This window comes from Streptomyces sp. NPDC004542 (assembly GCF_040610035.1).
Lineage (GTDB): Bacteria > Actinomycetota > Actinomycetes > Streptomycetales > Streptomycetaceae > Streptomyces.
Genome location: NZ_JBEXLP010000003.1, coordinates 21,761 through 46,728, shown reverse-complemented (window position 1 = coordinate 46,728; position 24,968 = coordinate 21,761). Strand labels below are relative to the sequence as shown.

The following is a 24,968-nucleotide window of genomic DNA, read 5'->3' as shown; positions in this document are numbered from 1 at the left end:
CCCATCAGGCCAGACCCGCCACCAGCTCACCGATGTCCTTGCGACGCCCCGTGAAGAACGGGACTTCCTCCCGGACGTGCATGCGGGCCTCGGAGGCGCGCAGGTGGCGCATGAGGTCGACGATGCGGTACAGCTCGTCGGCCTCGAAGGCCAGGATCCACTCGTAGTCGCCGAGCGAGAACGACGCGACCGTGTTGGCGCGCACGTCCGGGTAGCCGCGGGCCATCTTGCCGTGGTCGGCGAGCATGCGGCGGCGGTCCTCGTCGGGCAGCAGGTACCAGTCGTAGGACCGCACGAACGGGTAGACGCTGACGTAGTCGCGCGGCGTCTCGTCGGCGAGGAACGCCGGGATGTGCGAGCGGTTGAACTCGGCCGGGCGGTGCAGCGCCATGTTCGACCAGACCGGCGTGAGGGCGCGGCCCAGCTTCGTGCGGCGGAAGAGGCTGTACGCCTCCTGGAGCTGGTCGCTGGTCTCGGCGTGCCACCAGATCATGAGGTCGGCGTCGGCGCGCAGCCCGGAGAGGTCGTACGTGCCGCGGATCGTCACGTCCTTCGCGGCGAGCTGGTCGAACAGCTCCTGGACCTCGTCGGCGTACCCCGCGCGGTCCTCGGGCAGCACGTCCTTCAGCTTGAAGACGGACCACAGGGTGTAGCGGATGACCTCGTTGAGGTCCTTGGCCAGCTTGCCCTTGTTCGGGATCCGCTCGGGGGCGGTGGTGGGAGCGTCGTCACTCATGCGGCTATTCTCCCGCTCCGCCGTGCAGGCTCTGCACCGGGTCGGCGGTGAGTTCCTGCACACCGCGCGGATCGCCGCCGAGCTGGTCCACCGCCGCGTACGCGCCGGCGATGCACGCCGGGATGCCGACGCCGTCGTACTGCGCGCCGCACACGACGAGACCCGGCAGCTTGGCGACGTGTTCGCGGACGCGGGCCACGCGCGCGTGGTGGCCGACGGGGTACTGGGGCAGGCCGTCGGTCCAGCGGGTGACGCGGGTCTCCAGGGGCTCGGCGGCCAGCCCGGTGGCCTCGCGCAGGTCGCGGCGGGAGACCTCGACCAGGTCGGCGTCCTCGCGGCGGAGGATCTCCGTCTCGGCGTACCGGCCGACGGAGGTGCGCAGCACCACCACGTCCGGGTCCTGGTCGGCGATCCAGCCCCATTTCTGCGAGGCGAAGGTGGAGGCCTTGATGGTGCGCCCGTCGACGGGCGGGACGAGGAAGCCGCTGCCGTCCGGCAGGGTGACCTCGGCGCGGCGGTAGGCGAGGGTGACCAGGGCCATGGAGGCGTACTCCACGGCCCGCAGCTCGGCGGCGGCCTGCGGGGCCTCGGCGGCCAGCAGTCCGGCGGCGGCCGGGGCGGGGACCGCGACGACCACGGCGTCGGCGCGCAGGACGCGGTCACCGGCCGTCACCCGCCAGCCGCCGCCGGGTTCCCGGCGCAGTTCACTCACCGGGGCCCCCGTGACGATCTCGCCGCCCCGCCGGCGCACCGACTCCGCGACCGCGAGAGGCAGTTGGCCCACGCCGCCCTCGACGCCCATGAACACCGGGCCCGTCTGCCCGCCCGCGGCGGCCTTCGCCTGGATCTCGCGGACCGCCTCCGTCAGGGAGGTGTGGGTGCGGGCGGCCCGGAAGAGCTGGGGGACGGCCGAGCGCATCGAGATGCGGTACGCGTCGCCCGCGTAGACCCCGCCCAGGAGCGGTTCGACCAGGCGGTCGACGACCTCGCGGCCCAGCCGCGCCGCCACGTACTCCCCCACCGCCACGTCGTCGCCGACCTCGGTGCGGGGCAGGTCGGCGTCGCGCTCGATGCGGGCGAGGCCCTCGTCGGACAGGACGCCGGCCAGGGCGGCGGCGGTGCCGGGGACACCCATGACGTGGCCCTTGGGCATGGGGCGCAGGGCGCCCCGGGTCCAGATCGAGGCCGTCGCGGTGGCCGGCGGCTGGAGGCGGTCGGCCAGGCCGGCCTCGCGCGCGAGGTCCACCGCCTCGGGGCGGCGCGCGAGCATCGACTCCGCGCCCAGGTCGACGCGCACGCCCGCGATCTCGCCCGGCAGCAGCTTGCCGCCGACCCGGTCGGACGCCTCCAGCACGGTCACCCGGGCCCCGCGCCCCAGCAGCCGGTGCGCGGCGGCCAGCCCGGCGATGCCCGCTCCGATGACGACGACGTGCCCCGTGTCCGTAGGTGATCCGCTCATGGCTCCACCTTCTCAGACGCCACCGACGGCCGCGCCAGGGCCTTGTGGCCCCAGCGCGACGCGACCGTGACCTCATCGGAACCGTCCGCCCCCAACGCGCCGCGCCGTTCGGGCGTCGAAGAAGCGTCAGTCGTCAACCGACCCTCGGGGGGGTACCGCCAGATGCGCACACCACGATCCCCACGGCCCGTCCAGGCCCTGGCCGCCGTCCTGCTCGCCGCGTCCCTCGCCCTCGCCGGATGCAGCGGCGCGGACGACGCCGGCGGTTCCTCCGGCAGCAAGGCCGACGCCGGCGGCTTCGCGCGGGAGGGGGCGTCCGGCGGCACGGCACGCGGCGCGGACGCCGCCGGCCGGGCCACCGGGACCCCCAGGCTCACCGCGAGCAGCATCATCCGCACCGCCTCCCTCACCGTCCAGGTCGAGGACGTGCCCAAGGCGCTGGACGCGGCCCGCGCCACCGCCGAGAACGCGGGCGGCTACGTCGGCGACGAGACCACCAGCCGGGACTCCGCGGGCCACGAGCGCACCCGGGTCGTGCTGCGTGTGCCCACCGACCAGTACGACGAGGTCCTCACCGACCTCGAGGGCTCGGGCAGGCTGGTCCACCGCACGGCCAAGGCGCGGGACGTCACCGACCAGGTGGTGGACGTCGACAGCCGCATCAGGTCGCAGCGGGCCAGCGTGGCCCGGATCCGGGAGCTGATGGACCGGGCCGGCAAGCTCAGTGACGTGGTCACCCTGGAAGGGGAGTTGAGCAGCCGCGAGGCGGACCTGGAGGCGCTGCTCGCCCGGCAGGCGTCCCTGAAGGACCGCACGAGCCTGGCCACCATCACCCTGTCGCTGTCGCGGACACCGGCGCGGAAGGCCGCCGCGGACGACTCACCCGGCTTCGTGGACGCCCTGACGGGCGGCTGGCACGCGTTCGTCACGATGCTGCGCTGGATCGCCCTGGCCCTCGGCGCCGTGCTGCCCTTCGCGGCACTGGCCGCGCTGCTGGCGCTGCTGTGGCTGCGGGTGGTACGCCCCCGGCTGCCGCGCGCCGCCGCCGTACCGGCGCCCGCCGCCCCGGGGCCGCTGCCGATGGCCCGTCCGGCACCGCGGCCCACCGCGCCGCGGCCCGCGGCCGGGCCGGACGAGCCGGAGGAGCGGGGCTGAGCGGGCTCGAAGTACGCCGTGCCCGTAGCGTGTTCGCATGAGCATGAGCGGTGGGCGGGGCGGAACGGAACGACTGGTCGTGATCGGCGGGGACGCCGCGGGCATGTCCGCGGCGTCGCAGGCACGTCGGTTGCGGGGCCCGGAGGAACTGGAGATCGTGGCCTTCGAACGCGGCCACTTCGCCTCCTTCTCGGCGTGCGGCATCCCGTACTGGGTGGGCGGCGCCGTACCCGAACGCGACCAGCTGATCGCGCGCACCCCGGAGGAGCACCGCGCGCGGGCGATCGACCTGCGCATGCGCACCGAGGTCGTGGAGATCGACGTGGCCGGGCAGCGGGTACGCGCGCGTGACGTCGACTCCGGCGCCGAGTCATGGACGTCGTACGACAAACTCGTCATCGCCACGGGAGCCCGCCCGGTCCGCCCCGACATGCCGGGCGTGGACGCTCCCGGTGTGCACGGCGTGCAGACCCTGGACGACGGCCAGGCCCTCCTCGACACGCTGGCGGGCACGCGCGGGCGCGGCCGCCGTGCGGTGGTCGTGGGGGCCGGTTACATCGGGGTGGAGATGGCCGAGGCGCTGATCGACCGCGGCTTCGAGGTGACGGTCGTCAACCGCGGCGCGGAACCCATGTCGACCCTGGACCCGGACATGGGCCGCCTCGTGCACCGGGCCATGGAGGGCCTCGGCATCACCATGGTGAACGGCGCCGAGGTGACGAAACTGCTCACCGGTGACGACGGCCGGATCCGCGCGGTGGCCACCCAGGCGGCGGAACACCCCGCGGACGTCGTGGTCCTGGGCATCGGCGTCCGCCCGGAGACCACGCTCGCCCGTGCGGCCGGCCTCCCCCTCGGCGCCCGTGGCGGCCTGCTGACCGACCTCTCCATGCGCGTGCGGGGCCAGGAGAACATCTGGGCCGGCGGTGACTGCGTGGAGGTGCTGAACCTGGTCTCCGGCCGGGAGCAGTACGTCCCGCTCGGCACCCACGCCAACAAGCACGGCCAGGTCATCGGCACCAACGCCGGCGGTGGCTACGCCACCTTCCCGGGCGTGGTCGGCACCGCCGTGAGCAAGGTCTGTGACCTGGAGATCGCGCGCACCGGGCTGCGCGAGAAGGACGCCCGCCGGGCCGGCCTCAGGTTCGAGACGGTCACCGTCGAGTCGACCAGCCGGGCGGGCTACTACCCCGGCGCCTCCCCCATGACGGTCAAGATGATCGCCGAGCACCGCACGGGAAGGCTGCTCGGCGTGCAGATCGTCGGCCGGGAGGGCGCGGGCAAGCGGGTCGACGTCGCCGCGGTGGCGCTGACCGCGGGCATGACGGTGGAACAGATGACGTCCCTGGACCTGGGCTACGCCCCGCCGTTCTCACCGGTGTGGGACCCGGTACTGGTGGCGGCGAGAAAGGCGGCGGCGAAGGTGCGGGCTAGCGCCGGCTAGGGCCTGTCTGACCCTTCCCGTCGTCGCCCGGAGGGCGGCCGCGCGGCGTCAGGTGCGTGCTCCGGGGGTCCCCCCCGGCCGAAGGCCGGGGGAGTGCCGGGCCTGCACCCACGTGCGGGATGTACCTGGGTGTGTGTGCCCGGTGCGGCGAGTGGGGGCACCCCCTCTGGGGGAGCGTGCAGGGCGCCGCGCGGCAGACGGGAATCGTCAGACGGGCCCTAGCCCGGGTGCGGGAGCGCGTCCGTGGAGGAGGGGGGCTCAGGCGGTGCCGCTGATCCTCGGCAGCGAGGTCACCGAGGTGTTGGACGTCACGGCCGCGGACTGCTCCCCGGCCGGCTTGGCGTGGGCCGCGGACGGCCTCGAGGACCGCAGCCGCTGGCTCACCGCCTCGTCCAGCGTCACCGGCCGCTGCATCTGCGCGGCCAGCCGTCCCGCCTCCTGGCCGAGCCGCGCGACGTCCTCCCAGGGGAGCCGCACCACGAGGGAGAGCTCCGCCTCGCCGTCGGGCGTGGCGTGCATCGGAGGGGTGATTCGGTCGTTCATCGCCTGATCCTCACGTCGGTTGACGAGAGATACGCACATCCGCCCGGCGGTGTTCACCGATTCGTCCGCCGCATCGCGGGCAGTACTTGTGTGTGGTCATCCCCGTCCATGACGTGAACCCCGTGCGCCGCACCCCCTGGGTGACGTATGCGCTCATCGCCGCGAACGTCCTCGTGTTCCTGTCCACGCCCGGCATAGCCGGGTCCGTGGCCGGGGGCAGCGATCTGGCCCAGCTGTGCCATCTCCAGGCCTTCATGGACCACTACGCGGCCGTGCCCCGAGAGCTGATCCACCATCAGATGCCGCGGGTGGTGCCCACGGGCGACGTCGGCCTGGGCCCGCACGGCCCGGGCTGCGTCGTGGGGCAGCCGCGCTACGACAAGTCGCCGCCGCTGTCGGTGTTCACCGCGATGTTCCTGCACGGCAGCTGGCTGCACCTGCTGGGCAACATGCTGTTCCTGCTGATCTTCGGCAACAACGTCGAGGACCGGATGGGCCACGTCCGGTACTTCCTCTTCTACGTCGTCTGCGGCTACGCCGCCGGGTACGGCTTCGCGCTGTTCAACGCCGACAGCACCGACCCGCTGATCGGCGCGTCCGGGGCGATCGCCGGGGTCCTGGGCGCCTATCTGGTGCTCTACCCGAGGGCCAGGGTGTGGGTGCTGGTCCCGTTCCTGATCTTCCTGCCGCTGCGGCTGCCCGCCTGGGTGGTGCTCGGCTTCTGGTTCGGGCTCCAGGCGGTGTACTCCTCCGGGCACGGCGTGTCCGGTGCCGGCACGGTGGCCTACACGGCGCACGTGGTCGGCTTCCTCGCGGGCATGCTGCTCGCCTGGCCGCTCAAGCCCGGCACCCCGCCCCCGCCGGAGCCGCGCGGCCTGCTGTTCGGCAGGCGGGCCCGGCCCCGGCAGACCTGGCAGACCTGGTAGGTCAGCGGGCGGTGCGGGTGTGCACGTACTCCACGAGCCGGGTCAGCGCGTCCGGGTCGGTGGACGGCATGACTCCGTGGCCGAGGTTGAAGACGTGCCCCTCCAGCCCCGCGGCCGCGTCGAGGACCACGCGGGTCTCGGCCTCGACGACCTCGGTGGGGGCGAACAGGACGGTCGGGTCGAGGTTGCCCTGGAGCGCCTTGCCGGGGCCGATGCGGCGGGCGGCCTCGTCCAGCGGGACGCGCCAGTCGACGCCGACGACGTCCGCGCCGGCCTCGCCCATGAGCCCCAGCAGCTCGCCGGTGCCGACGCCGAAGTGGATGCGCGGGACGCCGTACCCGGCGACGGCTTCGAAGACCTTCGCCGAGGCGGGCATCGCCGAGCGGCGGTAGTCGGCGGGGGCCAGCGCGCCGGCCCAGGAGTCGAACAGCTGCACCGCCGAGGCGCCCGCCTCGATCTGCACCTTCAGGAAGGCGGCGGTGATGTCCGCGAGGCGGTCGAGCAGGTCGGCCCACAGCTCGGGGTCGCCGTACATCATCGCCTTGGCGTTCTCGTACGTACGCGAGGGGCCGCCCTCGACCAGGTAGCTCGCGAGGGTGAACGGAGCGCCCGCGAAACCGATGAGGGGCGTGCTGCCGAGCTCCCGGGTGAGCAGGCCGATCGCCTCGGTGACGTAGGAGACGTCCTCGGGGGTGAGGTCACGCAGCCGGGCGAGGTCGGCGCGGGTGCGGACGGGCTGCTCGACGACCGGGCCGACGCCGGGCTTGATGTCGAGGTCGAGACCGATGGCCTTCAGCGGGACGACGATGTCGCTGTAGTAGACCGCCGCGTCCACGTTGTGCCGGCGCACCGGCTGGAGCGTGATCTCGGTGACCAGCTCGGGCCGCATGCACGACTCCAGCATCGGGATGCCCTCGCGCACCTTGCGGTACTCCGGCAGGGAGCGCCCCGCCTGCCGCATGAACCACACGGGCGTGTGCGGCACGGGCTCGCGCCTGCACGCCTTGAGGAAGGCGGAGTCGTGGGTCAGGGACGGCCGGGTCGGCTGCCGGCCCGTGGAGGTCTCATGGGCGGTCTCATTGGCACTCACGGGGAAAGTCTCGCACGGCGGCGCCGGGAGTCCCGCCGGGGTGCGGCGGCCGGCGGCGCGGGGTGTCTGCCCCGCACGACGCCCCGCTTCCCCTTACTCTTCCCCGCATGGCTGCGGCTCAGGGACGACTGTCGGACGGCGCTGGCGGGATGGACGACGAGAAGGACACGGGGGAGGCGGACCGGAACGACGGCAATGCGGCTCCGCCGGCCTTCCGGGCCGCGGTGGAGGCGCTGCGGGCCGCGCGGCTGCGGCCCCAGGTCGAGGTGGACCCGGCACCGGCCCCGCAGCGGCTCGCCCCGTTCGCGTACGCCCTGGAGGCCGCGGTCGTCGACGGCGGCCAGGACCTCGCCGACGGCCGTCTGGTGCTGCTGCACGACCCGGCGGGGCACGACGCCTGGCGGGGCACCTTCCGGCTGGTGACGCTGGTGCGGGCCGAGCTGGAGCCGGAGATGGCGGCCGATCCGCTGCTGCCCGAGGTGTGCTGGTCGTGGCTGACCGGCGCCCTCCAGGCGCGCGGGCTCGGGTACGGCGACCCGAGCGGCACCGTCACGCGGGCGAGTTCGCACTACTTCGGCGGGCTGTCCGAGCGGCCCGCCGCCTCGCAGATCGAGATCCGGGCCTCCTGGACGCCCCGCGAGGGCATGGGCGGGGTGCCGGACACCGCCGCCCACCTCGCGTCCTGGTGTGATCTGCTGGCCCAGGTCGCGGGCCTGCCGCCGGCCGCCCCCGGTGACGCGTCCGTGGTGAGCCTGCCGCAGCGCAGGGGGCCGCAGTCCCGCTGACCCCGCCGGCCTCACCGACCTCAACGCCCCACCGACCCCGCGGTCCCTCCGCCCCGCCGGCATCACCGGTGGGGCGTTCGCGTCTGACGGGCCGTCGCGCGACGCACCCTTCATTGACCATCTCTTTGTCGATACGGCCACTTTCGGAACTCGAATCGCACCCGCTCGAACCCACCCGGTCTTCGGATGATCGACCGCGTGTCCGAATTGCACGGATTGTTACTCACCGGATCGTGATCATTTCCTAAAGGCGAGCGGGTTTGGTGCCGAAGACGACTGTGACCTTGAAATCACGGTTCGTCCCGGCTTCATCCCCACGAGCCGGCCCCGTCCCCGCACCCCAGGAGGCCTGGTGTCCGTTCTCCTCGAGCAGCCCGCAAGCCTGGTCGCCTACCGCCCGAACAAGCCGACCGCCATGGTGGTCGTGGCCGATCCGCGCGTCCGCTCCACCGTCACCCGCCACCTGTGGGCGCTCGGTGTGCGCGATGTCATCGAGGCCTCGTCCATCGCGGAGGCTCGTCCCCGCATCGGCAACCCCCGCGACATCTGCGTCGCCGACGTCCACCTTCCCGACGGCTCCGGCCTGACCCTGCTGTCCGAGACCCGCGCCGCGGGCTGGCCCAACGGCCTGGCACTGTCCGCCGCCGATGACATCGGCGCCGTGCGCAACGCCCTGGCCGGCGGGGTCAAGGGCTACGTCGTCACCGGCACCCGCACCAACATCGGGCTCCCCACCCGGCCGGGCGCCGCCCCCATCGGCGCCGGCGCCCGTATGCACCGCCGCCCCCCGGGCGCACCGAGCCACCCGGGCGGCTACCGCGAACTGTCCGGCCGGGAGGTCGAGGTGCTGCGCCTGGTCGCCGAGGGCCAGTCGAACAAAGCGATCGGCGTCTCGATGGGCCTGTCCGCCCTCACCGTCAAGAGCCACCTCGCCCGCATCGCCCGCAAGCTCGGCACGGGCGACCGGGCCGGAATGGTGGCGGTGGCCCTGCGCACCGGGATCATCCACTGACCCTCGTCCACTGACCTCATAACCGTTCGCCCATGTGAACCAGGCATTTCACCCGCCCGACCGATTCCTGACTGGATTACGACCCTCCGACGCCCGTCGACGGAACGTTCCGTCGACGGGCGCTGTCCACACACAGATACCCTTGACATGTGACCGACGCCCAAGAGACCGCAGCAGACATGCCACTGCGCACCACCGGAGGAACCCCTCCGGACGACGGCGGATCCTCTGCGACGGCGGCGCCGGTCCCCTTGCTCGAGCCCCGCGAGGGCATCCCCCCGGTGATCGCCGACGAGACCGCGCTGGCCGAGGCGGTCGCCGCCTTCGCCGCGGGCAGCGGCCCCGTCGCCGTCGACGCCGAACGCGCCTCCGGCTACCGCTACGGACAGCGCGCCTATCTGGTGCAGCTGCGCCGCGAGGGGGCCGGGACCGCACTGATCGACCCCGTCGCCTGCCCCGACCTGTCCGCCCTCGGCGACGCGCTGGCCGGCACCGAGTGGGTGCTCCACGCGGCCACCCAGGACCTGCCCTGTCTGCGCGAGATAGGCATGATTCCCGGCCGCCTGTTCGACACCGAGCTGGCCGGTCGGCTCGCCGGCTTCCCACGGGTCGGTCTCGGCGCGATGGTCGAGGGCGTCCTGGGCTTCGTACTGGAGAAGGGCCACTCCGCCGTCGACTGGTCGACCCGGCCGCTGCCCGAGCCGTGGCTCAGGTACGCCGCGCTGGACGTCGAGCTGCTCGTCGACCTGCGCGACGCGCTGGAGAAGGACCTGGACCGGCAGGGCAAGCTGGAGTGGGCGCGGCAGGAGTTCGACGCCATCGCGGCCGCGCCGCCCGCCGAGCCGCGCAAGGACCCCTGGCGCCGTACGTCCGGCATGCACAAGGTCCGCCGCCGGCGCCAGCTGGCCGTCGTGCGCGAGCTGTGGCAGACGCGGGACCGGATCGCCCAGCGGCGGGACGTGTCCCCGGGCAAGGTGCTCAGCGACGCCGCCATCGTCGAGGCGGCCCTCGCCCTGCCGGCCCATGTGCACGCCCTGGCCGGGCTGAACGGATTCGGTCACCGGATGGGACGGCGGCAGCTGGAGCAGTGGCAGGCCGCGGTGGACCGCGCCAGGGCGCTTCCCGAAGCCCAGCTGCCGCAGCCGGGACAGCCGGTCGCGGGGCCGCCGCCGCCCAGGGCCTGGGCGGACAAGGACCCGTCCGCCGCGGCGCGCCTGTCGGCCGCCCGGGCGGGGGTGTCCTCGCTGGCCGAGCGGCTCGGCATGCCCCAGGAGAATCTGATCACCCCGGACACGGTGCGGCGGCTCTGCTGGGAGCCGCCGAAGAGTGTGGACGACGAGTCCGTGGGTGCCGCGCTGTCCGGGTACGGTGCGCGGGCCTGGCAGGTGGAACTGGTGACGCCGGTGCTCGTCGCCGCGCTGGCCGCCACGGGGACCGAGTCGCCGTAGGGGCCTGTCGTGCGGCGGCTGCGCCTCGTCCGTGGCGGGTCGCGCAGTCCCCCGCGGCCCTCGGGGACGTCGATATCGCGCCAAGATCTCGGGACGGCATGGCACGGTTCTGTCTTCTCCGCGATGAGCCATGACGTACACGGATCCGGCGCGGACGCGGCCCGCACCCTGTTCGGGGTGATCAGGGGCGGCGGCCCGGGGACCCATCCGGTGCCCACACCGGTGCCGACGCCACGGGGATCGACCGCACCGCCGTCGGTGTGACCTTCACCGCTTGGGCCGGTGGGACTGGGCAGCTACGTTACCCACAAGTAGCATGGGTGCTGAGCGCGCGCTCAGCGGTTGCGCGCCGCAGCAGTGCCATCCCGCACCCTGGAGGAGAGCCATCGTGCCTCGTACCGTCAGGGACGTCGTCTTCGTCGACGGCGTCCGCACCCCGTTCGGCAAGGCGGGCCCGAAGGGCATCTACCACGAGACCCGCGCCGACGACCTCGTCGTGAAGGCGATCCGGGAGCTGCTGCGCCGCAACCCCGGGCTCGACCCGAAGAAGATCGACGAGGTCGCCATCGCCGCGACCACGCAGATCGGCGACCAGGGCCTGACCCTCGGCCGCACCGCCGGCATCCTCGCCGGTCTGCCCCAGTCGGTGCCCGGGTACTCCATCGACCGCATGTGCGCGGGCGCCCTGACCGCCGTGACGACCACGGCCGGTTCGATCGCGTTCGGCGCGTACGACGCCGTCATCGCCGGCGGTGTCGAGCACATGGGCCGTCACCCGATGGGCGAGGGCGTGGACCCCAACCCGCGCTTCGTGTCGGAGAAGCTGGTCGACGAGTCCGCCCTGTTCATGGGCATGACCGCGGAGAACCTGCACGACCGGTACCCGCACATCACCAAGCTGCGCGCCGACGAGTACGCCGTGCGCTCCCAGGAGAAGGCCGCCAAGGCGTACGCCAACGGCAAGATCCAGGCCGACCTGGTACCGATCTCGGTACGCCGCACCAGCCCGGAGGCCGGGGAAACGGGCTGGGGCCTGGTCACCGCCGACGAGCCGATGCGCCCGGGCACGACCCTGGAGAACCTCGCCGGTCTCAAGACGCCGTTCCGCGTGCACGGCCGGGTCACCGCCGGTAACGCGGCCGGTCTGAACGACGGCGCCACCGCCTCGATCATCGCGTCCGAGGACTTCGCCCGCGAGAACGGCCTGCCGGTCAAGATGCGCCTGGTCTCCTACGCCTTCGCGGGCGTGGAGCCGGAGGTCATGGGCTACGGCCCGATCCCGGCCACCGAGAAGGCCCTCGCCAAGGCCGGCCTGTCCATCGAGGACATCAACCTCTTCGAGATCAACGAGGCCTTCGCCGTCCAGGTCCTGGCCTTCCTCGACCACTACGGCATCGCCGACGACGACGAGCGCGTCAACCAGTACGGCGGCGCCATCGCCTTCGGCCACCCGCTGGCCTCCTCCGGCGTCCGCCTGATGACGCAGCTGGCCCGCCAGTTCGAGGAGCAGCGACACGTCCGCTACGGCCTGACCACCATGTGCGTCGGCTTCGGCATGGGCGCGACGGTCATCTGGGAGAACCCGCACTTCGACGGAGGCGACAAGTGAGCACCACCGCTGAACTCCTGAAGGGCGCGGCCGAGCTGTTCCCGGACGAGGTCGTCACGCAGGCGCACGTACGCCACTTCGACCTCCCCCTGGGCACGGGACGCTTCGCCCTCATCACCCTGGACAACGGCCTGGACCACACCAAGCCGACCACCTTCGGCCCGGCCTCGCTGGCGAACCTGAACACCGCCATCGACCAGGTCGAGAAGGAAGCCGCGGACGGCGAGATCGTCGGTGCCGGCATCACCGGCAAGCCGTTCATCTTCGCGGTCGGCGCCGACCTCAAGGGCGTCGAGCTGCTGAAGGAGCACAAGGACGCGCTGGCCATCGGCAAGGGCGGCCACGAGGTCTTCAAGCGGCTGTCGAAGCTGGCCGTCCCCACCTTCGCCTACTACAACGGCGCGGCGATGGGCGGCGGCGTCGAGGTCGGCCTGCACTGCACCTACCGCACGGTGTCGGCGGCGCTGCCCGCCTTCTCGCTGCCCGAGGTCTTCCTGGGCCTGGTCCCCGGCTGGGGCGGCTGCACGCTGCTGCCGAACCTGATCGGCGCCGACAAGGCCGTCTCGGTCATCATCGAGAACAGCCTCAACCAGAACAAGCAGCTGAAGGGCCAGCAGGTCTACGAGCTCGGGATCGCCGACGCCGTCTTCGAGGGCGCCGACTTCCTCGAGCAGTCGCTGATCTGGACGGCGGCCGTCCTCAAGGGTGAGCTCGTCGTCGAGCGCCCGGCTATCGACCGCGGCGAGGCCTGGGACCAGGCCGTCGCCAGGGGCCGTTTCATCGCGGACTCCAAGGTGCACGGCGCGGCCCCGGCCGCCTACCGCGCCCTCGACATCATCGCCGCCGCCAAGAACGGCGACCTCCAGCAGGGCTACGACGCCGAGGACCAGGCCCTCGCGGACCTCATCATGGGCGGCGAACTGCGCGCGGGCATCTACGCGTTCAACCTCGTCCAGAAGCGTGGCAAGCGCCCGGCGGGCGCCCCGGACAAGAGCCTGGCCCGTCCGGTCACCAAGGTGGGCGTGGTCGGCGCGGGCCTGATGGCCTCGCAGCTCGCCCTGCTCTTCCTGCGCCGCCTGGAGGTCCCGGTCGTCCTCACGGACATCGACCAGGAGCGCGTCGACAAGGGCGTGGGCTACGTCCACGCCGAGATCGACAAGCTGCTCGGCAAGGGCCGCATCGGCCAGGACAAGGCGAACAGGCTGAAGGCCCTGGTCACCGGCGTCCTGGACAAGGCCGAGGGCTTCGCGGACGCCGACTTCGTCATCGAAGCGGTCTTCGAGGAGATCGGCGTCAAGCAGCAGGTGTTCGCGGAGGTCGAGGCCGTGGCCCCGGCGCACGCGATCCTCGCCACCAACACCTCCTCCCTCTCCGTGACGGAGATGGCGTCGAAGCTCCAGCACCCCGAGCGGGTCGTCGGCTTCCACTTCTTCAACCCGGTGGCGGTCCTCCCCCTTCTGGAGATCGTCCGCGGCGAGCGGACGGACGACGCGTCGCTCGCGACCGCCTTCGCCGTGGCCAAGAAGCTGAAGAAGACCGCGGTCCTGGTCAAGGACGCTCCTGCGTTCGTCGTCAACCGGATCCTGACCCGCTTCATGGGCGAGATCCAGAACGTCATCGACGAGGGCACGCCGGTCGAGGTGGCGGAGAAGGCGGTCGAGCCCCTCGGCCTGCCGATGTCTCCCCTCGTCCTGCTGGAGCTGGTCGGCCCGGCGATCGGCCTGCACGTCTCGGAGACCCTCAACCGCGCCTTCCCGGACCGCTTCACGGTCTCCGAGAACCTCGCCGCCGTCGTCAAGGCGGGCAAGCGCGGCTTCTACGTCTACGACAGCGGCAAGCCCGAGCTGGACCCGGAGGTCGCCGCGCTCCTGAAGCAGGGCGACACGGTCCTGACGGAGGAGCAGGTACGCGCCCGCGTCCTCGACGCGGTGGCCCAGGAGATCGGCCTGATGCTCGACGAGGGTGTCGTCGCCGAGGCCCAGGACATCGACCTCTGCCTCATCACCGGCGCCGGCTGGCCCTTCCACCTGGGCGGCATCACGCCGTACCTGGACCGCGAGGGCGTCTCGGAGCGCGTGAACGGAAGGAAGTTCCTGGCTCCTGGCGTGGCCGGCGTCCCGGCGTAGCCGACCGGCCGACCGGTGAACTCCGTACGACCGGCCGACCGGTGAACTCCGTACGGACCCACGATGCCCGGCGCACCGACCGGTGCGCCGGGCATCGGCGTGCCGGCGGAATCGTTCCCGTGCGACCGGATCAGTACCTCCATGCCAGAGGCGCCAGGGCCAGGAACACCAGGCAGCCGACCGCGACCACCACAGTGCCCAGCACGTCCGTACCTCTCCCGGCTGTCGGCGCGGGAGCCAGCCAGAACCGCAACAGCCGGTTGACCAGCGGCATCACCGCCCAGGTCAGCAGAGCGACGCTGACGATGTTGCTGACGAAGAGCATCGCGTACACGGGGAGTCCAGCAGCCAGGAGCGCGTTGTTCACCGTCCGCGACAGGAGAACGACGACCGGATAGATGGCCAGGAACACGGCCATGGCCTGCTTCCAGTTGGGAACGGCCACCTTGCCGGTGTCGCCTTCGGTGCCGAACCATCCGCTGAACGCCGAGCCGACCCGGCGCACCTCGTAGGAGCCGACCGCATCAGCGCCCTCCTCGAGCAGCTTCCTGCGCGCCTCGGAGCCGAGCCAGTTCTCGAGGTGTTCGCGGGTGTCGAACCGGAACACCACGACCCAGTTCTCCTCGATCCCCGGTACCGGCCGGAAGCGTTCGAGCCCCATGTAGCCCGGGAACTTCTCCTGGACCTTCTCCAGCTTGTGCTGCCAGTGCAAGTAGTCGCGCTCCCGGCCGGGGGCGATGTGATGGGAGACGACCACCGTCACGCCCTTCTGCACCGGAGGCTCACCGACCAGCACCTCCTGGGTCTCCGGCCCCTCGAAAAAGGAGCGTCCCTGGTCCAACATCCCTTGTCTCTCGGGAGAGTTCAGCCAGGTCGTGAGCTGGTCGGCCTGCGTGAAACTGTAGGTGACGGTCCACTCGTGCTGTGCGCTATCACCGGGCGGGTAGATCTCCTGACCCTCGAAGCCCGGAAAGTCCCGCGCCAGCGCGGTCAGCCGGTCCTGCCACCGCTGGTAATCGCTCTCGCGACCCTGGCGCACCCTCTGCGTGAGGAACACGGTGGCGCTCTCATGCCCACGGCTTGCAGCGGTCTCCACATCAATTACGCTAGCAATCGGGGCGAAGGGTGGCAAAAGGGCCCCTGTCGGGTACGCCGGTCCACCCCATCCGCAGTGCGCCGCAGAGCGCATGGAATCCCACGGTGCGATGGAGAACCGATGTCTGACACGGGTCTGGCGTCAGCGGCGTTGCGCAGCACCGACAGCCGAGCTGACGGATACACCATGGAACTGGGTCTCCTCAACAAGGGCGAGCGCGAACTGACCTCCTGGCGTGCGACGATCACGATGCCCGAGGGCGCGAGCGTGGTCGCCCGCGAGGGCACGGCAGTCGCCCACGATCCCGGGTCGCGTGACTTCACCGTGCGGCCCGAGCCGGGCACGCCGCTCGCTCCGTCCGAGCGCCGGACGACGGCCGTGGAGGTCCGGGGTACCACGCGCGCTCCCGCGGTCGCCCGGTTCACCGCCGAGGCGGCCGACGGCACCACGGTCCAGGCGCCGGTGGCGCTGATGGCCGCGGTGGTGGACGGCGAGAGTCGCGAGGCCGACGAGAGCACCTGGCCCGGCGCCACCACCACCGACACGGGACCGTCCGGGACCGAGGCGAAGGCCGACACCGGCGAAGTCGGGGCCGGGGGCGGCGCGGGCGGCGGCGGAGGCGGCGGCGCAACGACCAAGTTCCGCGTGAGCTTCGAGTGGGAGAACGACTCCGGCGGTGGCGGCGGCGCGGGCGGCGGGATGAACCAGGGGGCGAGTGGCGTAGGGGTCGGACCGCAGGCGCTGGGAACCCAGGGCGCCGCAAGCGACGGCCAACCGACCGCGGACTGGCAGCAGTACCAGCAGAAGTACCAGCAGAGCAGTCAGCAGAGCAGTCAGCAGACCAGTGCGGCGCATCCTCTCGACGAGCAGATCAAGGAACTCGGCGAGCGGGTGGCGAAACTGGAAGGAGGAAGCTCGTGACTCCCTCGAGCGACTGGACGCAGTGGGCGAAAGGCACCGCACCACCCGCCCCCGGCACCTCTCCGGCCGGATCCGGAAGCACCTCTCCGGCCGGTTCCGGCGGCGACTGGACGCAGTGGGCCGGCGGTGGGGAGAAACCACCCGTCCCGGCCGGTACCAGCCCCTTCCCGTACACGGTGCGCTGCCCCATCGGCCCCGACTCCTCGGCCGCCCGGGTGACGCTGCCGAGCGAGGCCGGCGCGGGGACGACGTTCCTCACCGACGTGGGCGTGGAGGGCTCCGGCGACGGCGCGCTTCCCAGCCCCCGGGGTTACGAAGTGCCGGATCCGGCCACCGTGCTGGTCCACCTCACCGGTGACGGTGATGTCACCACCGGGCCGGAGTACGAGCCGGCCCCGTATCCCGGCGGCAAGAAGAAGGCCGTCCCGCCGGCTGCGGGCCAGCCGTTCGTCACCGTGCTGGTGGTGCCGCCCCCGTTCGATTACTGAGCGCTCGCCACAGCGGGGCGACCCCGACGTGGACGACTCCCGGCTCCGTGCCGTCGCTGTCGCTGTCGCGGCATGACCGGCCCAGGATGCCGACGGCCAGGCGGGAGGTGTCCCTCGGGGGCGTCGCGCGGGACGCAGGTGACGACGTCCGGATCGTGGCTCGTCATCAGCCGACCCTCTCCGGCGCTGAGTTCGAGGAGGCGGAAGTCACCGGCCGAGGTGTCGACGCGTACGGAGCCGAACTCGCTGAGGACCGCGGCGGCCTGCTCGACGGGGCCGGCGGCAGGGGGGTCGGGCACCACGCAGGCGCCGTGCTCGAACAGCACCCATGACGTGCCGGAGCCGGTGAGCACAGCACGGCTCCCGCCGCGCCTGCTCAGCCCACCTTCTGCCACGGGCCGAAGCCGATCGAGCCGCGTCCGGCCTGGCGGGCTGTGGCCAGACGGCCGTCCGGGGCGAGGATCGCGATCACGGCGCGGCCGAGGGCGTCGAAGGCCGCAGCGGGGGCATGGGCCGGAGGGCCGCCGAGGTCGTCGGTGGAGAGTTCCTGCCACGGGTGGTCGCCGGGGAGGAAGCGGTAGGCGATGCCGCCGGGGTCGCCGATGGTGGCCACCAGGGTCCCGGCCTCCGGGTCCGGGCCGGGGGCACAGGCGATGGCGCCGAAACCGCCCCGTCCACCGATGGACACGGCCGGCCTGTTCCACTGACCGCCCGGCGCGTCTTCCTGGGCCATGAGCAGCCGCCCCGTCTCGGGCTGCCGGTAGACCGTCATGACCCGGCCGTTGGGCTGCACGGCGGCGGCGGGGGGCGAGGCGGGGACCGTGAGCCGGAAGCGGGGGCCGCGCCGCAGCGGCCGGTCGTACGACGCCTGGGACCAGTGGAAGACCCCGTCCCGGCTGGCCGCGAAGACCTCCACCCGGCCGTTGGGCGCGGTCACCGCCGCGAGGCCCTCCTGGAGTTCGTGGCCGCGCAGGTCCGTCCACGCGCCCCACACACCGTCGGTCTCCTGGACGCGGGTGTGCAGACCCTGCCCGCCGTTGCGTACGAAGAGGTGCAGGCGTCCCATCGCGTCACGGGCGACGGCCGGCGCGCCCAGATGCCGGTCGCGCCCGGGGTTGCCGGCCGAGGGGTTGCCCAGGATCGTCCACCCGCTGAACCGCCCGTCCCGCTCGGTCTGTTCGAGCACCGTGATCTCCCGCCGCTGGGAGTGGTCCGGTCCCAGGTGCGACATGCGCCGGGCGAAGACCTGCCAGCGGCCGTCCGGGGTCAGGCTCGCGGCCAGTCCCGGGGAGAGCGGTCCGCCGCCCAGGAAGAACGGTCCGCGCCACTGGGCGTTCCCCGGCTGGGTCTCCAGCCACACCGCGGCCTGCTGGTTGATGACGGCGAACGCGGTCAGGCGGCCGCGGGCGTCGCGTCCGAGCCAGGGTCCGTGCGGATGGCGCGGGGTGGTGCTCTGTACCCAGCCCGTGGTGCGCGCGCTCCAGCCGACCGCGTAGTCGCCGCTGCCGGCGGGATCGCCGCAGTCGTATCCGTCTGCCGCGCCGTAGACGTTGAGGAAGTACTCCTTGAGCGAGACGGCTCGCGGGCCCAGTGTGTACGGCCACCGTTCGTTGGCGTAGCCGCGGAAGGCCTCGACCACGAAGGCCCGGCCCTCGCCGGGTCCCTGGTAGCGGTCCAGCGCGAGCGCGGAGAAGAGACCGGCCGCGGTGTGGTCGCAGTGGTCGGCGAGATCGCCGAAGTCGTGGTGCTGGGGGAACCGTTCGTCGTGGACCAGGCGGTCCGGATCCGGGTCCATGATGCGTACGAGAGTCGGCCGGACGAGGTCGAGGAGCTGGACCAGTGTGTCCACCAGCCCGGCGCGCGTGTACCAGAACCGCTCGTTCACCAGGCCGCCGCTCACCGCGAGCGTGGGGATCCGGTCGACCTCCTCCTGCCAGAGCACGTGCAGGCTGCGCGGCGGTCCGTCGGGCGTGCCGTGCTGGCGGAGGTTGAGGAACACCAGCTTGACCCAGGGCGCGTCGGCCAGGGTGTGGACCTCGGCGGCGGCGCCGCCCGCGGTGGGCAGGGTGGACCCGGTCCAGGGTGCGGTGCGGTCGCCGAGGGCCATCGCGCCGTACGCGGCCCTGATGCCGTTCTGCCTGGCCTTCGCGTAGGCCTCCCGGTCCTCGGCGCAGGGCGCGACCTGCCAGGGCCGGGGGTTGCGTCCGTCGGCGTCTCCGCTGGTCAGGTAGACCGTCGTGGTGGGGGTGCCCGCCTTGATCGCCTGGAAGGTCACGGGGTTCATGAAGTACAGGTCGTCATCCGGGTGGGCCACGATCTGCAGGACGGAGGCGGGGCTGGACACGGTGGATCGTCCTTCTTCGCTCGGGTCGGGTTCTTCGCTCGGGTCGGTAGGGGTCAAAGCGGCCATCCGGGCAGATAGCCGGCGCGAGCGCGCCGGTTGCGTACGGAGCCCGTCTCGAACTGGCTCGCCACCGGGAAGTAGCTCGGCAGGAAGGCCGCGAGGATGGCGTCCTGCTCCTCCTCCGACACGTCACCGTCGTGGTAGTCGTTGAGGCAGAACACGTCGTGGGGGCGCGCGGTCAGGATCCGGTTCAGCCGCGGGCCGTGCTCGGCGAGCCCGATGTTGACGAATCCGCAGGAGATGCTGCCCGGCACGCTGCGCCGGGTGAAGAAGCCGTAGTAGTGGTGCAGTGACGAGGCGACCGACACGTCACTGCGGCTGCGCAACTGGGCGCGCGCCGTGGCCGTCATCTCCTCGGCGTAGTCGCGCTCGATGTCGGCGAGCACGCTGCGGCGCAGCGGATACGGGGCGTGCAGGAACGCGTGCGTCAGCGTGTGCCCGAAGGACCGCTCGATCAGGGCCCGGTTGTTCTTCGCGGCGGTGATGTTGAACTCGTCCTCGTCCGAGACCGGGGACATCGGCACGGCCGTGGGAGACAGGAAGTGCTTGGCCTGCCCGTTGCCCAGGAAGAACATGCCGGGCTGGACGGTCCGCCCGAGGAGCATGTCGTCGTTGAAGTAGAGGAAGTGCTCGGCCAGCCCCTCGATGTGGTGCAACTGGCTCTCGATGGCGTGCGAGTTGTACGTGGGCAGCGTTCCCCGGTCGCCGAAGATCTCCGTGTGGTCGATGACGCGCACCCGGGGGTGGGAGACGTCCAGCCAGTGCGGGATCTGCCGGTCGGTGACGAGGTAGATGTTCCGGATCCACGGGGCGTACATGTCGATGGAGCGCAGGGAGTAGCGCAGTTCGTCGCGGTCTCGGAAGCGGGCGGCGCTGGTGGCCGAGTCCTGGGTGTCCAGGCCCTTGGCCGCCAGAACCGCGTTCTTCCGCTCCAGCCAGTCGATGTCGGCGCCGTTCACCCAGGTGTAGACGGCGTCCACAGGGAAGTCGACGTCGCCGACGATCGTCTGGTTGAAGGCCACGAGGGTGGGGTATCGACGACCCCCCAGGGTCATCGTGCTGCGCCGCATGGCGCTGTGCGGGACCCGGTCACCGATCAGGGTCCGCGTGGGGGCCCTGAGGTGGTCCTCGTCGTCCGGCTCGTCCTGCCAGAAGCTGATGGTGCAGCCGTAGACCGCGCCGAGGCGCAGCGTGCGGGACGGGGAGACGACGCTCTGGTACACGCGGATGCCCGAGCAGGGGATGGCGGCGTAGTCGCCCAGCAGGGCCACCAGGCCGGTCGCGATCGTCTTCTGGCCCTCGCTGAGCACGGAGGCGTAGACGGGCTCGTCCGCGTAGCGGTCGGCGAGCGTCTTGAGGACGGCCTCGCGGTAGTCCGCGTGCACGGCGACGGTGTGCCGCACCATGCGGTCGCGTACCACCATGTACGGGATGCCGGCGCCTTCCAGGGCGTTCGCGGCCAGCGCGAGGTTCGCCTGGACCACGTCCCACGGCGACTCCCATTCCAGCAGTCGGCAGACCTGGCCGCCGTCGTGCACCAGGCCCCGTCGCTCGAGCAGGCGCTGCTCCAGCGCGCGCTGGGCGCTGGAGCGGACCGATCCGGGGGGTACGGGCGCGGCCTTCGGCAGAGCGCCGTCCGGGCCGCTGAGGTAGGCGTGAACCGCCTGGCGTTCGGCCTTCGCCAGGTCGCGCCGCCCGCTGTCCCGCTCCGCCACGAGGTCGTAAAAAAGCCGCTCCCAGTGGGAGGTCACCACGGCGGACGAGAACCGGCCGGCGGAGGCAAGGGCCGCCGCTCCCATCCGGCGGCGCAGCCCGGAGTCCTCGATGAGCGACACCAGCGCGGAGGCCAGCGCGTCGGTGTCGCCCAGGGGGACCAGGAGACCGGTGTGGCCGTCGATCACCACTTCCCGCGGGCCGTTGGGCGCGTCGTAGGCGACGACCGGGACGCCCGCCGCCTGCGCTTCCGCAAGCACCAGCCCGAAGGCCTCGGTGCGCGAGGTGAGCAGGGCGATGCTGGCCTTGGCCCACTCCTCGGTCAGATGGCGGGAGTTACTGTTGAGCTGCACGCAGTCGTGCAGGCCGAGCATGTCCATCTGCCGGCGCAGGGCGCCGCTGAGCGGACCGTCCCCGAAGATGCGCAGCTGCCAGTCGGGGTGGAGCGGTGCCACCTTCGCCCAGGCTGTGAGGGCGTGGTCGATCTGCTTCTCCTCGACGAGCCGGCCGGCGATGATCACGGTCCGGGTCTGCAGGGTCGACCGGGGCCGGAACCCGCTGGGCAGGGCGTTCGGCACCACCTCCAGGCGGGGAGCGGTGGCGCCGAGGGTCTCGGCGAACCATTCCCGGGTCCGGTCGCTGAGCACGGCCAGCGCGTCCAGCCGGGCGGCGTACCGCAGCAGGGGTTCACCGGTCGGGCCACGCAGCTCCGAGACCCGGTGCTCCTGGTGCACGGTGATCACCCGGGCCGGGGCGAGCCGGACCGCCAACGCCATCAGCGCGGGCGTCGTGGTGATGAGGACGTCGGTGTCAGTCTGCTGGAGGGCGAGTTCGAGTTCGACATCGCTGAGCCGGCTGAAGACGGGCTCCCAGGACCGGTCGACGATGTCGCTGGGCAGGGCGGCCAGAGCGGACCACACCGTGTCGTCCACGGCGCTGGGCCGCAGCGGCCGGGGCATGTCCCCGGTGAGGTCGACCAAGTAGTCGACCCGCACGCGTTCGTCCGGCTGGAAGAACTGTTCGGGCTTGCTCTTGAAGACGCTGAGGACGCGGACCTGGTGCCGGGCCGCGAGTTCGGACGCCTGGTTGAACACGGCCTTCTCGGTGCCGCCGACGGCATCGGCCGTGGTCAGCAGGAATGTGATGTTCACTTTTCGGGATTCAGTCTGCCTCGGGCATGCGCGTGCAGGTGACCCGGAGGTTGCCTGCGGGGGTGTAGCGCGGTTGGACGATCACGGGGGTGCGGCCGGCCGGGGTCATGGCCATGCTGCGCATGGCGAAGACGCGCCGCGGGTTGCGGACGTCGTGCAGCCGTCTGCCGAGCCGCAGCGACGGCCCGGTCTCCTGGCACAGCACGATGTCCCAGTGCTCCGGTATGGAGGAGCGTGGCTCCATCCGGTCGAGCGGCACATCGGTCCGGTAGGTGTCCGGCCCCAGAGGGCGGACGGGCTGCCGGATCCGGCGCCCGGCGGCGACGAACTCGGCCCACGGGGTGTCCACCCGGGTGCCCAGCACCCGGCAGTCGACGGTGACTCCGGCGTGCGACATGTGCACCTTGACCACCTCGACGGCCGGCCGCGCGGCCGAGTTGACGATCCGGGCGGTGCCGGTGACCGTGCGTCCGACGCGGTGGCGTGCGCCGGTGATCGGGGAGGCCTCCATGGGCTTGGTCGGGCCCTCGTAGGGAACCGGCGGCTGTGGCAGCAGCAGCGCCACCGAGCGGCACCGGTGCCCGGTGTACATCCGCAACCGGAGTTTCCACCGTCCGGGCCCGGCGGGCACGCCGCCGACCTCCTCGCCCATCAGGATCGCGGCGTCCATGAGGAGTTCGCCGGCCGGCCCCTGGTACACGCGCGCCTCGGCGAGATGCCGCCTGCGGCCCCGGCGGAGCACGACGGCCGCACGGTCGGGCAGCGGGCAGGAACGGGGCAGTACCGCGTGCAGGTTCACGGTCTGGCCATCGAGGACGGCCGCGTACCGCAGCTGCGCGGTGCGGTTCTTCCGCAGGGGCACGAACAGGCGCAGCATCAGCCGCAGGCGCAGTGCGGCGAAGAGGGCGCGCGGACCGCGCGGCACGGCCTCTGTTCCGCCGGACGACGTGGCGTGCTTCGCGATGGACGTGGTCATGCCCCCACTCCGTCCAGTTCCGCGGCCGGGGCCACCCGCGGTGCGGGTATGCCGGTGACGCGCTCGTAGGGGCTCGGCACAGGGAAGTAGGCGTTCAGGAAGTCCGCGACCATACGGTCCTGGGCCCCGGGGTCGGCGACCGCCACGGTGTCGTTGATGCAGAAGGTGTCGAAGTCGCGCCTGGCGAGCAGCGTGCCCAGCCGACGCTGGGCCAGGTCGTCCGCGAGGTCGATGTACTGGTACCGGATGTCCCCGGTAGTCGCCCGTGCCGAGTGGTACGCGTAGTAGTGGTACAGCGAGGAGACGACGGGTACGTCGTTCGGCGACCGGAAGCGGGAATGCTGGGTGGTCCGGTGCGCGTGCGCGTAGACCTGCTCGATCTCCGCCAGGACGCTGCGGCGCAGGGCGTGCGGGGTGTGCTTCATCTTCTGGGAGATGACGGTGCCGAACTGCTGGGCGATGAGTCCCCTGCTGTTCTTGCCCGCGGCGTTGACCGGCAGGTCCGCCGGGTCGGCGCGGCCGGAGGGGATCAGCGCGTTCGACCGGAAGGACTTGGACAGCCCGTTGGGGTGGAAGAACTTCCCGGGCTGCACAGAGCGGCCGAGGAAGACGTCGTCGTTCAGGTAGAGGAAGTGCTCGGAGAGCTCCGGAATGTGGTGCAACTGACTCTCGATCGCGTGGGAGTTGAACGTCGGCAGTGCGGCCGGGTCCGAGAAGATCTCGCTGTGGTCGACCACCCTGATCCCGGGGAAGGCGGTGTCGAGCCAGGAGGGCACCTGGCCCGCCGTGACGAGGAAGATGGTCCGGACCCAGGGCGCGTACTGGTGGATCGACCGCAGCGAGTAGCGCAGTTCGTCACGGCTGACGTAGCGCGAGTCGTTCGCCGCCTGCTCGTGCAGGGTGTCGTCGCCGGTACCCCGGTCCAGGACCCGCCGGGTCGCCTCCTTGCGGGCACGCCAGACGGGGTCGGAGTCGTCGACCCAGGTGTAGACGACGTCGATCGGGAAGAGGTGGTCGTCGGGCAGGGCGGCGGCGAACTCCGGCAGGGTGCGGGCCTGTCCGGTGGTGTACATGGCCGGCACCGCGCTGAATCGTTTCTGCTCGGTGCTGCAGCGGCCCGCGTCCACCGGGACCTCGGCGACCACACGGTTGGGGCGGGGTGCGACGAGCCGCCCCTCCCGCTCGGCCCAGAACTCGATGTCACAGCCGTGGTCACGGCCGAAGACCAGGTTCCCGGTCGGGTCGCAGACGTTCCACGCGACGCGCACCACGAGTTGCGCGCGCAGGGCACGCCAGCTCGCCGCCGGTGCGCCCGGGCGCACCGGCCCCGGGGCGACACCGCCGACATAGCCGGGGTGCTGCCCGCAGGCGGTCCGCAGTACGTCCTCCACATCGGGGCGCAGGCGTTCCGGGACCGCCACGCAGGGGTGGGGCGACGCGGTGCCGCGCACGCAGAAGTAGTCGATCCCCGCCTCCTCCAGCAGGGTGACCAGGATGTGCAGGTTCCGCGCCCGCGCGGCCCAGGCGGTGATCCCGGGCACCTCGACGGCCCAGCGGTGACCGCCGTCGGCGCGTACGACCCGCAGCGGTCCCGCGGAAGTGTGCCGCGCGCCGGCCCGGCGACCGCTGCCGACCACCCCCGCCACCAGGGCGGAACGTGCGGCGTCCGCGGCGCTCAGTGAGCGCATCACCGCGGTGCGCAGCGGACGTGGCACCCGCCGGACGATCTGCCGCCGGGCTCCGACCGGCACGAGCGACCGGTACGTCGAGACGAGCGCGCTCGCCTCGGGATTGTTCCCACTCACTGGTTTTCGCACCATCCACGTCCATGCGGCAGCGGACTGCCGGACCAGGCCGTCCCGCCACCGCGCGAGGCGCACACGGTC

At 72.3% G+C, this 24,968-nt stretch carries 20 protein-coding genes and 1 pseudogene; 12 read left to right on the top strand and 9 right to left on the bottom strand.

Features of this window, described 5'->3' with window-relative positions; all coding sequences use genetic code 11:
- Positions 1-4 precede the first annotated feature (4 nt).
- Together hemQ and hemG are read right to left on the bottom strand one after the other, a co-directional pair.
- Positions 5-736, bottom strand: coding sequence for a hydrogen peroxide-dependent heme synthase (gene hemQ, locus ABZX30_RS02935; protein ID WP_355928020.1), 732 nt, complete (start codon positions 734-736; stop codon positions 5-7).
- 4 nt (positions 737-740) lie between these two features.
- On the bottom strand, positions 741-2,195 hold the full coding sequence (hemG, locus tag ABZX30_RS02930) for a protoporphyrinogen oxidase (RefSeq protein ID WP_355928018.1): 1,455 nt from the start codon (positions 2,193-2,195) through the stop codon (positions 741-743).
- A gap of 162 nt (positions 2,196-2,357) precedes the next feature.
- Here hemG and ABZX30_RS02925 point away from each other — a divergent pair, with 162 nt between their 5' ends.
- Complete coding sequence (locus tag ABZX30_RS02925) at positions 2,358-3,350, top strand: DUF4349 domain-containing protein (RefSeq protein WP_355928016.1); 993 nt, start codon at positions 2,358-2,360, stop codon at positions 3,348-3,350.
- A 37-nt stretch (positions 3,351-3,387) separates the two neighbouring features.
- Positions 3,388-4,794: an FAD-dependent oxidoreductase gene (locus tag ABZX30_RS02920; protein ID WP_355928015.1), complete on the top strand. Its 1,407-nt coding sequence runs from the start codon at positions 3,388-3,390 to the stop codon at positions 4,792-4,794.
- Between the two features lie 258 nt (positions 4,795-5,052).
- Here the strand turns inward: ABZX30_RS02920 and ABZX30_RS02915 are convergent, their stop codons facing one another.
- A complete protein-coding gene (locus ABZX30_RS02915; RefSeq protein WP_355928013.1) occupies positions 5,053-5,337 on the bottom strand; it encodes a hypothetical protein in 285 nt (94 codons plus the stop codon).
- 92 nt (positions 5,338-5,429) lie between these two features.
- Here ABZX30_RS02915 and ABZX30_RS02910 point away from each other — a divergent pair, with 92 nt between their 5' ends.
- The gene (locus ABZX30_RS02910; RefSeq protein ID WP_355928010.1) at positions 5,430-6,263 is read left to right on the top strand and encodes a rhomboid family intramembrane serine protease; all 834 of its coding nucleotides are present in this window, start codon (positions 5,430-5,432) and stop codon (positions 6,261-6,263) included.
- Between the two features lies 1 nt (position 6,264).
- Here ABZX30_RS02910 and hemE read toward each other — a convergent pair whose 3' ends face one another.
- On the bottom strand, positions 6,265-7,293 hold the full coding sequence (hemE, locus tag ABZX30_RS02905; protein ID WP_355928276.1) for a uroporphyrinogen decarboxylase: 1,029 nt from the start codon (positions 7,291-7,293) through the stop codon (positions 6,265-6,267).
- A gap of 167 nt (positions 7,294-7,460) precedes the next feature.
- On the opposite strand from hemE, the gene ABZX30_RS02900 reads away from it, so the two are divergent.
- The 6 genes and pseudogenes from ABZX30_RS02900 to ABZX30_RS02875 all read left to right on the top strand — a co-directional run bounded on the left by ABZX30_RS02900 (position 7,461) and on the right by ABZX30_RS02875 (position 14,333).
- Positions 7,461-8,138 (top strand): DUF3000 domain-containing protein, encoded by a 678-nt coding sequence (locus tag ABZX30_RS02900; RefSeq protein WP_355928008.1) that lies wholly within the window; start codon positions 7,461-7,463, stop codon positions 8,136-8,138.
- Between the two features lie 352 nt (positions 8,139-8,490).
- Positions 8,491-9,150, top strand: coding sequence for a response regulator transcription factor (locus tag ABZX30_RS02895; RefSeq protein WP_355928006.1), 660 nt, complete (start codon positions 8,491-8,493; stop codon positions 9,148-9,150).
- Between the two features lie 149 nt (positions 9,151-9,299).
- On the top strand, positions 9,300-10,598 hold the full coding sequence (locus ABZX30_RS02890) for a ribonuclease D (RefSeq protein ID WP_355928004.1): 1,299 nt from the start codon (positions 9,300-9,302) through the stop codon (positions 10,596-10,598).
- Positions 10,599-10,715: 117 nt separating this feature from the next.
- Positions 10,716-10,862, top strand: a pseudogene (locus ABZX30_RS02885) (LacI family transcriptional regulator); the annotation flags it as partial.
- A gap of 124 nt (positions 10,863-10,986) precedes the next feature.
- Complete coding sequence (locus tag ABZX30_RS02880; RefSeq protein ID WP_355928002.1) at positions 10,987-12,207, top strand: acetyl-CoA C-acyltransferase; 1,221 nt, start codon at positions 10,987-10,989, stop codon at positions 12,205-12,207.
- Positions 12,204-14,333, top strand: a complete 2,130-nt coding sequence (locus ABZX30_RS02875; protein WP_355927999.1) for a 3-hydroxyacyl-CoA dehydrogenase NAD-binding domain-containing protein — start codon at positions 12,204-12,206, stop codon at positions 14,331-14,333. The genes ABZX30_RS02880 and ABZX30_RS02875 overlap by 4 nt, the downstream gene beginning before the upstream one ends.
- 130 nt (positions 14,334-14,463) lie before the next feature.
- On the opposite strand, the gene ABZX30_RS02870 is transcribed toward ABZX30_RS02875, so the two are convergent.
- Positions 14,464-15,390 carry an antibiotic biosynthesis monooxygenase gene (locus tag ABZX30_RS02870; protein WP_355927997.1) on the bottom strand — a complete coding sequence of 309 codons (927 nt, stop codon included), beginning with the start codon at positions 15,388-15,390 and terminating at the stop codon, positions 14,464-14,466.
- Between the two features lie 159 nt (positions 15,391-15,549).
- Here ABZX30_RS02870 and ABZX30_RS02865 point away from each other — a divergent pair, with 159 nt between their 5' ends.
- The 3 genes from ABZX30_RS02865 (at position 15,550) to ABZX30_RS02855 (ending at position 17,170) form a co-directional block, all read left to right on the top strand.
- The gene (locus ABZX30_RS02865) at positions 15,550-16,350 is read left to right on the top strand and encodes a hypothetical protein (RefSeq protein ID WP_355927994.1); all 801 of its coding nucleotides are present in this window, start codon (positions 15,550-15,552) and stop codon (positions 16,348-16,350) included.
- A complete protein-coding gene (locus tag ABZX30_RS02860) occupies positions 16,347-16,838 on the top strand; it encodes a hypothetical protein (RefSeq protein WP_355927992.1) in 492 nt (163 codons plus the stop codon). Before ABZX30_RS02865 ends, ABZX30_RS02860 begins: the two co-directional genes overlap by 4 nt.
- A gap of 155 nt (positions 16,839-16,993) precedes the next feature.
- Positions 16,994-17,170: a hypothetical protein gene (locus tag ABZX30_RS02855; protein WP_355927990.1), complete on the top strand. Its 177-nt coding sequence runs from the start codon at positions 16,994-16,996 to the stop codon at positions 17,168-17,170.
- A 44-nt stretch (positions 17,171-17,214) separates the two neighbouring features.
- On the opposite strand, the gene ABZX30_RS02850 is transcribed toward ABZX30_RS02855, so the two are convergent.
- Genes ABZX30_RS02850 through ABZX30_RS02835 form a run of 4 tightly spaced genes read right to left on the bottom strand, consistent with a single transcriptional unit; the run spans position 17,215 to position 24,770 of the window.
- Positions 17,215-19,182 (bottom strand): PIG-L family deacetylase, encoded by a 1,968-nt coding sequence (locus ABZX30_RS02850; RefSeq protein WP_355927988.1) that lies wholly within the window; start codon positions 19,180-19,182, stop codon positions 17,215-17,217.
- A gap of 53 nt (positions 19,183-19,235) precedes the next feature.
- Positions 19,236-22,106 (bottom strand): stealth conserved region 3 domain-containing protein, encoded by a 2,871-nt coding sequence (locus tag ABZX30_RS02845; RefSeq protein ID WP_355927986.1) that lies wholly within the window; start codon positions 22,104-22,106, stop codon positions 19,236-19,238.
- A 10-nt stretch (positions 22,107-22,116) separates the two neighbouring features.
- Positions 22,117-23,082 carry a hypothetical protein gene (locus ABZX30_RS02840; protein WP_355927984.1) on the bottom strand — a complete coding sequence of 322 codons (966 nt, stop codon included), beginning with the start codon at positions 23,080-23,082 and terminating at the stop codon, positions 22,117-22,119.
- Positions 23,079-24,770, bottom strand: coding sequence for a stealth family protein (locus ABZX30_RS02835; RefSeq protein WP_355928274.1), 1,692 nt, complete (start codon positions 24,768-24,770; stop codon positions 23,079-23,081). The genes ABZX30_RS02840 and ABZX30_RS02835 overlap by 4 nt, the downstream gene beginning before the upstream one ends.
- Positions 24,771-24,968: the final 198 nt, after the last annotated feature.

Coding starts and splice junctions, on each gene's coding strand:
- hemQ (WP_355928020.1), bottom strand. CDS start 736: ATGAGTGACGACGCTCCCACCACCGCCCCCGAGCGGATCCCGAACAAG.
- hemG (WP_355928018.1), bottom strand. CDS start 2,195: ATGAGCGGATCACCTACGGACACGGGGCACGTCGTCGTCATCGGAGCG.
- ABZX30_RS02925 (WP_355928016.1), top strand. CDS start 2,358: ATGCGCACACCACGATCCCCACGGCCCGTCCAGGCCCTGGCCGCCGTC.
- ABZX30_RS02920 (WP_355928015.1), top strand. CDS start 3,388: ATGAGCATGAGCGGTGGGCGGGGCGGAACGGAACGACTGGTCGTGATC.
- ABZX30_RS02915 (WP_355928013.1), bottom strand. CDS start 5,337: ATGAACGACCGAATCACCCCTCCGATGCACGCCACGCCCGACGGCGAG.
- ABZX30_RS02900 (WP_355928008.1), top strand. CDS start 7,461: ATGGCTGCGGCTCAGGGACGACTGTCGGACGGCGCTGGCGGGATGGAC.
- ABZX30_RS02865 (WP_355927994.1), top strand. CDS start 15,550: ATGTCTGACACGGGTCTGGCGTCAGCGGCGTTGCGCAGCACCGACAGC.
- ABZX30_RS02840 (WP_355927984.1), bottom strand. CDS start 23,082: ATGACCACGTCCATCGCGAAGCACGCCACGTCGTCCGGCGGAACAGAG.
- ABZX30_RS02835 (WP_355928274.1), bottom strand. CDS start 24,770: ATGCGCTCACTGAGCGCCGCGGACGCCGCACGTTCCGCCCTGGTGGCG.